The organism is Pseudomonas sp. GW821-FHT01A09 (assembly GCF_058986725.1).
In genome coordinates this window covers 49,835-62,123 of record NZ_JBYSWB010000024.1, presented here as the reverse complement: position 1 = coordinate 62,123, position 12,289 = coordinate 49,835, and the positions used below count along the sequence as shown (strand labels likewise).

Sequence of the window (12,289 nt, the reverse complement as noted above, 5' to 3'; positions counted from 1 at the left end):
AGTACGCACATGAACGATTCAACCTTGCGATTCCACGACCGACCGGTCGCCGTGCAGCAGGTACAAGCCCAAGCGCCCGTGGATCGCTGGGTGCTCGGACTGACACTGCTGGCGGTGACCTACAACGCCTTGCTGGCGTTCATCAACGCCCATGTGTTCGCAGTCAATTTCGGCTTGGTCGCGGTCACCGAGATCATGATCCTGGGGGCCTGCCTGGCGAAGTTGGCCAGGGACGGCATCAAGCAGGATTGCGCCAATATCCTCTGGTACTGCGCGGCGTCGCTGATCATCGCCATGACCATCAGCCTCATGAACGGCGTGCTGTTCGTGGATGCCTTTCGCAATGCACTGATCATCACCTTGTTTCTGTGTCTGGGGCGCAACATCGAGTTCGCGACCTTGCGCAAGACGTTCCTGGTGGTCAGCGTGCTGGTGCTCGGGGTCATGTTGATCGAGATGACCTCGCTGCTCACCTATGCGCAGATCTTCAAGCCGGCGGTGTATTTCCTCAATACCCGCGGCATGCCCGAGTTCGAACTGGATGACACCGGCATCTTCCGCAACGCCCTGGGTTTCGCCGGTCGTTTCTCGTTCGGTATCTTCGCCGGGCCGCGTACCTCGTCGCTGTTTCTGGAACAGGTGTCGCTGGCCAACTTCGCCGCCGTCCTGTGCGTATTCCTGCTGGCCTGCTGGCCACGCCTGAGCCTGCGCGAGCGCGTGGTGCACGTGGCCCTGGCGGCGTTGATCATCCTGTCGAACAACACCCGTACCACCTCGATCCTGTTCGTGTTGTCGATCGTCGGCTACTTCGTCTACCCGCGGCTGCCGCGCTACCTGAACGTGCTGGTCGCGCCGCTGATCATCGTCGCCGGCGTGACCATCTACACCATGTATCCGCACTACATCAACGACGACTTCGCCGGCCGGGTCTCCCACACCGGCAGGATCATTTCCAACATGGGCTTCCCGGAGTACCTGGGGCTGCAGATCAATCAGCTGGCCGTGCTCATGGACGCCGGCTACCCCTATGTCATCTACTCCAGCAGCTTCATCGGCTTCATCCTGTTCTGGCTGCTGGTGTCGTTCGTGATTCCACAGCGCACACCGTCGCAGATGCGCTGCGCCTATGGCCTGACGATCTACATCTTCGTCAACCTGCTGATTGGCGGGACGGCCATCTTTTCCATCAAGGTCGCAGCATTGCTGTGGCTTCTGGTGGGTTTCATTTCCAGCCCCGAGCGCTTCGTTGAAGAGCGCTCGGCCGCCACCCAAACGCCACAGCCAGCAAGGAGCCGAGCATGAATATCATCCATGTAGTCCGCCAATTTCATCCTAGCGTCGGCGGCCTGGAGGACTACGTGGAAAACCTCGCGCACGAGCAGCTCGGTGCGGGCCACGAGGTCCAGGTATTCACCCTCGACAGCGATTTCCAGACTGATGAACGCCTGCCCGCCAGCGAAGTCTGCAAAGGCATCCCGGTGCGTCGTTTCGCCTGGAAGGGTTCGCAGCGCTACCCGGTATGCAGCCTGGACCTCAAGGCCCTGGACGGCGTCGATATCGTCCATGTGCATGCCATCGATTTCATCGTCGACTACCTGTCCCTGATGAAGCGCCTGGGACGCTTTGGCAGCAAGCTGGTGGTCTCGACCCACGGTGGCTTCTTCCATACCAACAAGAACCAGCGCCTCAAGCAGCTGTTCTTCCGCAGCGTCACCCGCTTCACCCTGTCAGGTGCCGACGCCATCCTCAGTTGCAGCGACAACGACCATGCGCTGTTCCAGCAGATCGCGCCGCGCACGCAACTGATCAAGAACGGCACGCGCCTGCGCAAATTCGGCCAGATCGAGGCCACCAGCCGGACCCATGACATGGTCTATCTGGGACGCTTCAGCTCCAACAAGCGCCTGCCCTGGCTGATCGAAGCCTACGCGCAGTTGAGCTGCCCGATGGGCGTGCTGAAGATCATCGGGCGCACCAAGACCGGCGATGCCGAGGCCCTGACCGCGCTCATCGAGCGACTGGGCTGTGGCGAGCGCGTGCAACTGGTGCTCGACCAGAGCGACGAGCAGATCCGCCAGCACCTGACTTGCGCGCGCTACACGGTCAGCGCTTCGGAATACGAAGGCTTCGGCCTGGGCGTGGTGGAAATGATGTCGTACGGCTTGCTGCCGTTTCTGGCCGACCAACCGCCGTCCTTTATCGATTTCGTCCGCGGCTCCGGTTGCGGGCGCTTGTTCGCTCACGACACCCAATCGTTCGAGCAGGCCTATCTGCTGCTCACCCACAGCTGGTCGCACACCGCAGCGCTACAAGCGCAGACCTACGCCGAACAGTTCTCCTGGCCGGCTGTGGCCAAGGACATCATGGCGGTTTACCAAAATACCTTGGCATCGGCCATCGACGGCACCAGCGAGGGAGTGATATGAGCAACATGACCCCTGACAGCGCACTGGCCGGCACCGCAGCGCCTGCCGCCCGCCCCGCTGCTGCCGTGGCCAAGACCGTACACAACTTCTACTACCTGCAATACCTGCGCGGTATCGCGGCGCTGATGGTGGTCTACTTTCATGCTCTGGTGCAGCTGGAGACCATGGGTATCAAGTCGCCGCTGCCCAAGCTGGGCGAACCCGGTGTCGACCTGTTTTTCGTGCTCAGTGGCTTTTTGATGTGGATCACCACGGTCAACAGCAAGATGACGCCGCTGACCTTCATGCGTAAACGCATCATCCGCGTCATTCCGCTGTACTGGAGCCTGACCCTGTGCGCCGCCGCAGTGGCACTGGTGGCTCCTAACGTGCTCAAGCACACCGTGCTCGAAGGTCATCACCTGCTCGCCTCGCTGCTGTTCTGGCCAGCTCCGAACCCGGCCTATCTCGGTGACGCCGACACCGGCATGTTGCTCACGCCGCTGCTGGTGCCGGGATGGACGCTGAACTACGAAGCGTTCTTCTACGTGGTGTTCGGCCTGTTCATGTTCGCCAAGCCCTCGGCCCGGCTGCTGTTGTTGCCGGCGCTGTTCGGCGTGCTGACCTGGGCCAATGCCAGCTTGAACAGCGGTTCGCCGGCGTTGGCGGTGTTCGGCCACCCGATCATCTTCGAGTTTTACCTGGGCACCCTGGTCGCGGTGATGGTCAAGCGCGGCTGGTATCCCCGGCCAGCGATAGCGGCCATGATGCTGGCCGCCGGTATCGTGGTGATGCTCGGTCTCAACCTGCGCTTCACCGTCGAAGATCGCCTCTGGGCCTTTGGCCTGCCGGCCACCTGGATCGTCTACTGCCTCTGCGCTCTGGAGTTGCAACGCCCGGCCATACAGTCGAAATGGCTGCAGGCGATCGGCGATGCCTCATACAGCCTGTACCTGACCCATGTGTTCAGCCTGCCGCTGTGCCGCCTGGTGTTCCAACGCCTCACCACGGCCGACGACCTGTTTACCCAGGTGGTGTTCTGCCTGGCGTGCGAGTTGCTGTCGGTAGCCGTCGGCCTGCTTGTATTTCGCGGCTATGAACAGCCCATAGCCAATTACCTCAGTCGTTATCGACGCTGAGCCGGAGCTGGTATGCAAAGAATCATCGAACGTCTGTTCCTGCTGGGCCTGCGCGGTACCGGGTTGCTGTCGAAGTTCGTCCTGACGCTGTTCATCGCCAAGGAGATGACCCTCTCGGACCTCGGCCTGTATGGACTGATCGCCGTCGGCGCGACCCTGATCCCGGCGCTGTACGGCCTGGGCCTCAATGGCCCGTGCAGCCGCAGCCTGGTCAATGTCAGCCGGCCGCAAGCGATGGTGCTGCTGTCGACCCGGATCAGCATCACCCTGATCCTGCATGCGCTGCTGACGCCCCTGGCGGTGTTCATCATCAGCCTGTTGATCCCGGCGGCGGACCATCTGCTGTTGCTGATGGTGGCGATCACCCTGTTTCTGGAACACCTGGCCACCGACATCAACGCCGCCCTGGTGGCGCGCTTCAAGTCCAAGTTCGCCGCCATACTGGTGTTCATTCGCTCCGGTGCGTGGCCGTTGGTGTTCATCGCCATGGCCTGGTACCTGCCGCAGTACCGCAGCGTTACAGTGATCGTCGAGTTCTGGCTGGCGAGCCTGCTGGTGGTGATGCTGATCTGCGGGGCCGCAGCACTGGTCACGCAAGCTTGGAAACTGCTGCGTTTCGATCGCGAGCAGGCCTGGGACATGATCCGCAAGGGCCGCAACTTCTATATCTCCGATATCGGCAGTTCCGGCTCGCTGTATCTGGACCGCTTTCTGGTCACCAGTTTTCTCGGCCTCGAGGCCACCGGGGTCTATACGTTCTTCTGGTCGCTGACCAACGCCATCAACAACGTGATCTTCTTCGGTGTCACCAGCCAGCTGGGGCCGCGCATCATTGCGGTGATCCAGGGCGGCGACAAGGCCTCGATCGGTTCATCCTGCCGCGCGATGCAGCGCGAGATCTGGATGTGGTGCCTGGGCATGTCGGTGGTGCTGGTGTGTCTGATGCCACCTCTGCTCTCGCACCTGGGCAACGACAAGTTCGAAGAGCACAAGAGCGTGCTGTTCATCATGCTCGCGGCGATTCTGCTGCGCACGGTGTCCGAAGGCACCAGCAACATTCTGTACGGCTACCACAAGGATCGCGAAATCGCCGTGATCTCATTGGCTTCGATGGGGCTGTCGGCGCTTTTCACCCTGATTACCGCGCCTTTGTTCGGCTTGCCCGGCGTTGCCGTCGCCATGCTGATCACCGCTCTGGCCGTCTACCTGTGGCGCCAGCGCATCGCCAACGTACTGTTGGCTTGAACGGGCCTTGAACTGACAACACCGACAACAACAAGACGTCACTGCACAGCCTTGTGTTGCTGTACCTCCCAAAGGATTGCACAAATGATCAAAAGATCCGCCTTGGCCGCCACCCTCGTCAGTACGTTCTCGATCAATGCCCATGCCGAGCTGGCCAAGCCGGCCAGCATTGACATCGGCGGCTTGGATTTCACCCCGACGCTGAACCTGACCCAGTCCTACGACGATAACTTCCGCACGCTGCCCAACCACCAGCAGGCATCGTGGATCACCTCGGTGGCGCCGATATTTCTGCTTCAGGCAGAAACCCGCAACACCGGTTATCAGTTGCAGTACATCGGCAACGACCAGACGTACTGGGACGACTCCAGCGCCAACCACACCGATCACCAGCTCACCTTTCGCAGCGTGCTGGAGTTCGATTCGCGCAACCGCCTGCGCTACGACCTGGGCTACAAGAAGCTCGAGCAGACCACCGACACCACGGTGCGCACCGAGAACGATCGCTACACCGTCAAGAACGCCGGCCTCGGCTACACCTTCGGCGCCGCCACCGCGCAGAACCAGATCGACCTGGGCCTGGATTACGAACAGCGCAGGTTCCAGAACGCCAACGGCATCAACGATGACATGGAGCGCAATACCACGGCCTTCATCGGCACCTGGTACCACCGCCTCAGCGGCAAGACCCGCGCCTTGGGCGAGGTGCGCTACACCGACTTCGACTACCTGCAAAGCGGCAACCCGCGCAACAGCGTGGGCACTGCGGCGCTGGTCGGCCTGGAATGGGACGCCACCGCCAAGACCAAAGGCAAGGTGCGCATCGGTGAAGAGCAAAAGGACTTCAACGACAGCGACCGCAACGACAAGAGCCCGACCTGGGAAGTGGGCATCGATTACAAGCCGCGCACCTACTCGACCTTCAGTCTCAACACCCACAAGTCCTATGACGAAGGTGACGACGGCGCCAGCGCGATCCATTTGGTGACCACCAAGCTCGGTTGGGAGCACCACTGGAGCGAACGCATCAAGACCTCGGTCGACTACTCCCACGCCAATCTCGAGTACGAGGGTGTCGATCGCGAGGACAAGCAGAACATCCTTGGCAGCAAGATCACCTACGGCCCGCGCCGCTGGGTCAACGTCAGCCTCGGTTATCTGCACATCAAGAACGACTCCACCGCCGAGCTGGAAGGTTTTACCCGCAACATCTATCTGCTCAGCGTAGAACTCAGCCTTTGACGACTTCAGGACTATCCTCATGAATATTCGCGCCGCCTTCACCACCCTCATCCTGCTGCTCTCCTCGCCCTTGGTTGCCCAAGCGGATTCCGCGCCTTATCGCCTGGGTTCCGGAGACACCATCAACATCAGCGTCTACGGCGAAAAAGACCTGAGCATCGACAAACTCGAACTCAACGACAGCGGGACCTTCACCTATCCCTTCATCGGCGAAGTGAAAGCCGGTGGCAAGACCACCAGCGAAGTAGAAAAGGACGTGACCGCTCGCCTGAGTCAAGGCTATCTGGTCTCCCCACGGGTATCGGTCAGCGTCGCCAGTTACCGCCCGTTCTTCATCGGCGGTGAGGTCAAGACCCCTAACGGCTATGCCTTCAAGCCGGGCTTGACGGTCGACGGCGCCATCGCCCTCGCGGGCGGCCTGACCGAACGAGGTTCGAGCAAGCGCATCACCATCATTCACGGTTCGGACAGCGCCCGGACCGCCGAAAAAGCAACGCTCAACACCCCTGTCAACGCTGGCGACACCATCACCGTGGATGAAGGCTTCTTCTAAGCCCTGGCGTTCACCGCACCACGTTTTTTTGCCGGGCGCCCGCGCGCCCTTGACCCTCCGGGCACCTTATTTCTTCGGTGAGGCGGTAGCGCCTTGCCGAAAATCACCGCACCGGGCCACAGAACCTCCACATCGCCGGGATACACGATGACGACCACCGCTCGCCGAGATGCCATTCTCAGCCGCCTGGATTTGTGCGATGAAGAGGCGTACCAGCAGTTGCTGCACCGCTTGCAGAACCCCGAACGCGCACAGATCGTCGGGTTTCTGAACCAGCACGGGTACAACCTGATCGAGCAACAACCAGGCTTTCGACAATATTTTCTGGAAATGGACTACCTCTTGCGCGACGGGGCCGGCATCAAGCTCGCCTGCAAGCTCAATGGTCTGGACCCAGGGCTCAACCTCAACGGCACCGACTTCATTCCGCAGGTCGTCAGCCACCTCAAGGCCCATGCCACCCTGCCCCTGCAGTATTTCGTGTTCGGCACCCAGGAGCCATGGCTCGGCACGGGCGCTCGGGCACTGGTGGGGACCAGCGAGGTACATACGCTGGACGGGTTTCAGGACGAAGATGCCTATCTGCGCTTCTTCGAACAGCATTACCTGCCAGGCCACCTGGCGCTGGTGGTGCTGGCGATGGGCATGCCCAAACAGGAAGCTGTAGCGGCGCGCCTCAAGCGCGCGCTGAGTATCCCGGCGGTGATCATCTGCGGTGGCGCGATCGTCGACTTCGCCGCCGGGCGCGTTGAACGCGCTCCGCAATGGGCACGCCGGTTCGGGCTGGAATGGGCCTATCGGCTCTACCGAGAACCGCGGCGCTTGTTCAAGCGCTACATCCTCGGCATTCCCCTGTTCTTTCTGTACATCCTGCGTAACCGCAACAAAGAAACGCCGCGCGCATCCGCGTCACGCCCCTGAAACCATCTTCACCAGGTGACCCCTATGGACAGTAACAAGCGGATCGACGCCCTCACCGGCATCCGAGGATTTGCAGCGCTCTTGGTGGTCTACGCCCACCTCACCGAGAACGGTTTTTTCAGCATTCACCGCCTGCATCCCGGTGAAGTCGGCGTGATGGTGTTCTTTACCCTCAGCGGCTTTCTCATGTCGTACCTGTACTGCGAAAAGCCCTTCAACACCGATACCGTGCTCAAGTACGCGGTGGCGCGCTTCTCGCGCATCGCCCCGGCCTACCTGACGGTGGTCATCGCGTCGTTTCTGATCTGCCGCTTTATCGATCCGGAGTTCGTCTACAGCATCTTCGGCTGGAACTTCGCTCGTCACATCCTGTTCTCGGGCAACGTCTCGGCGCTCTGGAGCATCCCGCCGGAAGTGCAGTTCTACGCCGTGTTCGTCGGTATCTGGTTCGCGATCTGGCGCGCCATCAGCCAGAAAGACTTCAGCATGATCGCCCTGGTCGGCCTGCTGATCGCCGTGGTCATGGGCCTGCGAGCCAACCTGCCCGGTACCTTCGTCGGCTCGATGATTCATTACTTCTTCATTGGTGTGGTGTTCGGCCTGATCCGTACCCAGGCGTCGTCAGCCAAATTCAATCATCTGAGCACCACCTTGCTGCAGGTCACCGCGCTGGCGCTGATTGCGCTGGTGGTGAGCAACGTCATCTACGTCGACGTCGGCACCAAGAAAGAGATGTACAACGATCTGCTGCCGTCGCTGTTCGCGGGGCTGTTCATCTTCGTGTTCTCGTTCCCTACCCTGCTCAACCGCGTGCTGTTCGAAAACCGCGCGCTGCAACGCTGCGGTGAGTGGAGCTTCTCGATCTACCTGCTGAATCTGCCGATCATCTACGTGGCGCAGAAATTCATGGGCCCGGCGCCTCATCCCGCCGTGTTGGCGGCGGTCATCACCGTGGTGATCCTGGTGTGCGCTTACCTGTGCTTCCGTTTGATCGAGACGCCTGGTGGTCGCTGGATGAAACGTAACGGTGAAGCGTTGATCAAGACCCGCTTCGGCCTCGCGTCGCTGCCGCTGATCGCCAAGAAACCCACCGACTGATTGACCGCCTCGCTTACTGTCCACTGGAGTTGCACGATGTTTATTCGCCGCCTTTACAGAGGCCTGCGCGCCACGGTGCTGCAGCGCATGATTCCGCGTAGCCGCACACCTATCTTTGCCGGCCAGAAACACGCTATCGAGATCGTCGGATTTTTCCATACCGCTTCGGGGCTCGGCGAATCGGCGCGCCAGTGCGCCCTGCAACTCCATCAGCAGGGTCACAAGATTCGCTGCATCAGTGTCGAGCGGTTCTTTCTCAAGCCGGTGGAGTTGGAGTGGCACTTGGGCGACACCGCCGAGGAACACGAGGTCGGTTGCCGCGTCCTGCACCTGAATCCGCCCATGATGCCGCCGGTGATCTTTCGCCTGGGCCTGAGTCGCTATCGACGGGTGTTCAACGTCGGCGTGTGGGCCTGGGAACTGGAAAAGATCCCGCAGGAATGGCGCAATGCGCTGGGCTATGTCAACGCGGTCATCTGCCCGTCCGAGTTCACCTCCACGGCCATTCGCCAATACACCGACAAACCGGTATTGACGGTCGCCCACCCAGTCACCGCGGGCGTTGCTCAAGAAGGTGTACGCCAGGCGCTCGGGTTGAACGAAGACGCCTTTGTGGTGACCAGCGTGTTCAGCTTTGGCTCGGCGCTGGAACGCAAGAATCCTTACGCGATGGTGGCGGCCTTTTTGCAGGCATTCGGCGATACCCCGGATGCGCATCTGGTGCTCAAGACCAACCGCGCCGATGACTCGGACACCACCCAGGCATTCATGAAGATGATCGCCCAGCATGCCAACATCACCCAGATCGGCGAGATCTGGGACAAGGAAAAGATCGTCGGCCTGCTCAAGGAGTCGGACGTCTGCCTGTCTCTGCACCGCTCCGAAGGCTTCGGCCTGACGATGGCCGAAGCCATGCTGGTCGGCACTCCGGTAGTGGCCACGGACTGGTCCGGCAACACCGACTTCTGCACCGAAGAAAACAGCTATCCCGTGCGTTACACGCCCATTGCCGTCGACTCCGGGCATCCGGAATTCGCTGGCATGGGCGCCATGACCTGGGCTGACGCCGATGTCGATCACGCCGCCGCGCAGTTGCGCTCGATCAAGGACGATCCGCAACTGATGGCGCGCAAGACCGCTCAGGCCTTGCAGCTGCAGAGCTTCTTCGCGCGGCCTGGCTACATCAATGCCTTGAACAGCCTCAGACAGGTCGAGAAAAACGCCGTCGCGTCCCCCGTCCGCTAATAAAAACCAGCAGACCCATCGATTGGGTCTGCACCTTGGCCGCCTTTGGAATTGACTTCATGCCTGCCCTACCCGGCCAAGATATGAGGACTGTCGTGCACCCTGATAGCTCCATGGAGGGCGTATCGTGACGCGTAACATCGCATTGGACATCTTGAAGGTCTTGCTCGCCATCATGGTCGTCGGCATTCATACGTTTTTTCTTCGAGATATCAATTCACTGGCTGAATATCTGACCGTAAACGGCATTTTCAGGATGGCCGTGCCGATATTCTTCCTGACGAGCGGCTTCTATTTTTATCAAGCACTGGCAGGGGACACGCACGCCCGCTGGTTGAAACGCGTGCTGATGCTGTACGCGTTCTGGATGCTGTTCTATTCCTACTTCTGGTTCAGGCCCACCGCCTGGTCGTCTGAAGAGCTCGGGCGACTGTTGCTGATAGTATTTCTCGGTTATTACCATCTCTGGTATGTCGCCGGGGTGATAGGCGCGGCGCTGATGATGACGTTCATGCGAGATTGGCGATGGCCGTGGGTGACGGCGCTGGTGGTGCTCGCGTACGGCGTCGGCACCCTGCTCCAATACACAGTGAGTTATCAGTTATCAAATGACCCGGCAGTGGACAGATTCCTCGCCGACAGTTGGACCCACCGCAACTTCCTGTTTAGCGCATTCCCGTTCTTCTGCATGGGCTACTTCATCAATAAGTTTTCTCTGCATCGCACGATCACCCTCCGCGTGGCGATGGCAGCTGCGTGCGTCGGGCTGATTTCACTGCTGGCGGAGTCGTGGATGAACTTCCATAACCTGGCCAATGATACGGGTTTCGATAACATGGCCTCGTTGATACTGGTATGCCCGGCCATCTTCATTTGTACGTTGAAAATGAATATCCAGGGAGGCAGCAAGAATCTGTCGCTGTACAGTGCCGGCATCTACTTCGTACATATCTTCTTTTTGCTCGCCTGTCTGCGCTTGTTTGATATGGACGGTACCCGCCTGACCTTCGTCATTTTGGGACTGTCACTGATTGCGTCGTTTTTCCTGATCAAAATAAACAAGCGCCTGAAAGTTATCCTCTAGGCCCTGACACACATTTCAAGGAACGATCCTCGATGCCCCAATCGTCGGTGTTAGCTGAACCCGAAGTTGCTGTGAACCGACGTACCCAGCTTCGGCTGCCCATGATAGACATCGCCAAAGGCCTCGGCATCCTGCTGATCGTGCTGGGCCACAATCTGGTGTTCATCGACCACTTCGAGCTGTTCTCCCGTACGCTGACTTCGTTCCGCTTGCCGTTTTTCTTCTTCGTCTCCGGGGTCACCCTGTCGCTGGGCGACCGGGATCTGCGCCGTATCCTCACGGAGCGCGCCGATGCGTGGCTCAAGCCCTGCGCCGTGGTGATCATCGCAGTGGGGGTGGCGAAGATCCTGGCCGGTAGCGCCACCCTCGAAAACCTGCTGGTCGGTTTGAGCTTTGGTGCTGGCTTCACGCTCGCCTGGCCACCGTTGTGGTTTCTCCCGCATCTATGGTTGGTGTATTGCTGCAGCGCAGCGCTGTTGATTATCGGGCAGGTCTGGCTGACCTCGGCATTAAGCAGGATCACCTTGCTGGGGCTGTGCGCTGCGGGTGGTTTCTACCTCGTCCACCTGTTCGATTCGCCGTACCAGAACGACATGTGCATCAAACAGCTGGACTTCAGCATGCACCTGTTCGACTGCGGCTTGCCATTCAGCGCCGACCTGCTGTTGATTACCTGTTTCTTCTTTTTTGCCGGGCACTTTTTGTCGACACGCACCCGACAGTTGCGGCCGAGCGTGATCCAGGCGGTGAGCGCATTGATGTGCCTGATGTTGCTGCGCCAGGCGTTCCCGCTAAAACTGGATCTGAACGGTCGACTCTATGACGACTTATTACTGACTCCAATCGAGGCGCTATTCGGCATCTATGTAATGTTGTGCCTGTGCTACGGCCTTTCGAAATCGGAAAAGATATCGAAGTTCTTTGGTTATTTCGGTCGGGTCAGCTTGTTCATTCTGATCTTTCACGCGCCGGTGCAATACACACTATTGCGAGTATTGCCGCGCTGGATTAGTTCGGATCTGATAGTGGGCTGCGCGGCCTATGTGATTGCGATCGGCGTGTCCATTGCGCTTTACTATCTGTGTCGCAGCAACCGTTTCCTGGCGACGCTGATGTTTGCGCAAAAGTCCAATCTGCACCGTCAGGCGGCGACCTGACGACAACTGAAAAGTTGCATGTCACCCCACCGATTAACGGCACTTTAATTTCGCTCACTCACTGGCAATGCAGCGGGTGCTGGTGTAAATTCAGCCTCGCGACATACTGTTTCAAACGCGCCGGACAACTATTATCTGGCGCCTAATATCAGGCGGTCCTGATCCCGCCTGGTAAGCGTGTTGCAAAACCCTTTCACCTG

The 12,289-nt window shown here is 59.6% G+C and carries 11 protein-coding genes; all 11 read left to right on the top strand.

Translation table 11 applies throughout. The annotated features are described in order from the left end of the window. Nucleotides 1-9: 9 nt before the first annotated feature. Nucleotides 10-1,302, top strand: coding sequence for a hypothetical protein (locus AC3WJP_RS22590; RefSeq protein ID WP_493722835.1), 1,293 nt, complete (start codon nucleotides 10-12; stop codon nucleotides 1,300-1,302). After that, entirely contained in the window at nucleotides 1,299-2,426 is a 1,128-nt protein-coding gene (locus AC3WJP_RS22585; protein WP_493722836.1) for a glycosyltransferase family 4 protein, read from the top strand. The genes AC3WJP_RS22590 and AC3WJP_RS22585 overlap by 4 nt, the downstream gene beginning before the upstream one ends. Continuing rightward, nucleotides 2,423-3,544, top strand: a complete 1,122-nt coding sequence (locus AC3WJP_RS22580; RefSeq protein ID WP_493722837.1) for an acyltransferase family protein — start codon at nucleotides 2,423-2,425, stop codon at nucleotides 3,542-3,544. The genes AC3WJP_RS22585 and AC3WJP_RS22580 overlap by 4 nt, the downstream gene beginning before the upstream one ends. 12 nt (nucleotides 3,545-3,556) lie before the next feature. After that, a complete protein-coding gene (locus AC3WJP_RS22575) occupies nucleotides 3,557-4,789 on the top strand; it encodes a lipopolysaccharide biosynthesis protein (RefSeq protein ID WP_493722838.1) in 1,233 nt (410 codons plus the stop codon). An 84-nt stretch (nucleotides 4,790-4,873) separates the two neighbouring features. Then, entirely contained in the window at nucleotides 4,874-6,031 is a 1,158-nt protein-coding gene (locus AC3WJP_RS22570; protein ID WP_493722839.1) for an outer membrane beta-barrel protein, read from the top strand. A 19-nt stretch (nucleotides 6,032-6,050) separates the two neighbouring features. After that, a complete protein-coding gene (locus AC3WJP_RS22565) occupies nucleotides 6,051-6,584 on the top strand; it encodes a polysaccharide biosynthesis/export family protein (protein ID WP_493722840.1) in 534 nt (177 codons plus the stop codon). Between the two features lie 147 nt (nucleotides 6,585-6,731). Beyond that, the gene (locus tag AC3WJP_RS22560) at nucleotides 6,732-7,505 is read left to right on the top strand and encodes a WecB/TagA/CpsF family glycosyltransferase (RefSeq protein WP_493722841.1); all 774 of its coding nucleotides are present in this window, start codon (nucleotides 6,732-6,734) and stop codon (nucleotides 7,503-7,505) included. A 24-nt stretch (nucleotides 7,506-7,529) separates the two neighbouring features. Further along, nucleotides 7,530-8,603, top strand: coding sequence for an acyltransferase family protein (locus AC3WJP_RS22555; RefSeq protein ID WP_493722842.1), 1,074 nt, complete (start codon nucleotides 7,530-7,532; stop codon nucleotides 8,601-8,603). 36 nt (nucleotides 8,604-8,639) lie between these two features. Next, a complete protein-coding gene (locus AC3WJP_RS22550) occupies nucleotides 8,640-9,848 on the top strand; it encodes a glycosyltransferase family 4 protein (RefSeq protein ID WP_493722843.1) in 1,209 nt (402 codons plus the stop codon). Nucleotides 9,849-9,975: 127 nt separating this feature from the next. Continuing rightward, nucleotides 9,976-10,932 (top strand): acyltransferase family protein, encoded by a 957-nt coding sequence (locus AC3WJP_RS22545; RefSeq protein ID WP_493722844.1) that lies wholly within the window; start codon nucleotides 9,976-9,978, stop codon nucleotides 10,930-10,932. Between the two features lie 71 nt (nucleotides 10,933-11,003). Next, the gene (locus tag AC3WJP_RS22540; protein WP_493722845.1) at nucleotides 11,004-12,089 is read left to right on the top strand and encodes an acyltransferase family protein; all 1,086 of its coding nucleotides are present in this window, start codon (nucleotides 11,004-11,006) and stop codon (nucleotides 12,087-12,089) included. Nucleotides 12,090-12,289 lie beyond the last annotated feature (200 nt).

What these genes read in the sequence shown, in the direction of transcription:
- AC3WJP_RS22565 (WP_493722840.1), top strand. Translation starts at nt 6,051, where the DNA reads ATGAATATTCGCGCCGCCTTCACCACCCTCATCCTGCTGCTCTCCTCG.
- AC3WJP_RS22580 (WP_493722837.1), top strand. Translation starts at nt 2,423, where the DNA reads ATGAGCAACATGACCCCTGACAGCGCACTGGCCGGCACCGCAGCGCCT.
- AC3WJP_RS22570 (WP_493722839.1), top strand. Translation starts at nt 4,874, where the DNA reads ATGATCAAAAGATCCGCCTTGGCCGCCACCCTCGTCAGTACGTTCTCG.
- AC3WJP_RS22590 (WP_493722835.1), top strand. Translation starts at nt 10, where the DNA reads ATGAACGATTCAACCTTGCGATTCCACGACCGACCGGTCGCCGTGCAG.
- AC3WJP_RS22560 (WP_493722841.1), top strand. Translation starts at nt 6,732, where the DNA reads ATGACGACCACCGCTCGCCGAGATGCCATTCTCAGCCGCCTGGATTTG.
- AC3WJP_RS22555 (WP_493722842.1), top strand. Translation starts at nt 7,530, where the DNA reads ATGGACAGTAACAAGCGGATCGACGCCCTCACCGGCATCCGAGGATTT.
- AC3WJP_RS22585 (WP_493722836.1), top strand. Translation starts at nt 1,299, where the DNA reads ATGAATATCATCCATGTAGTCCGCCAATTTCATCCTAGCGTCGGCGGC.
- AC3WJP_RS22575 (WP_493722838.1), top strand. Translation starts at nt 3,557, where the DNA reads ATGCAAAGAATCATCGAACGTCTGTTCCTGCTGGGCCTGCGCGGTACC.
- AC3WJP_RS22550 (WP_493722843.1), top strand. Translation starts at nt 8,640, where the DNA reads ATGTTTATTCGCCGCCTTTACAGAGGCCTGCGCGCCACGGTGCTGCAG.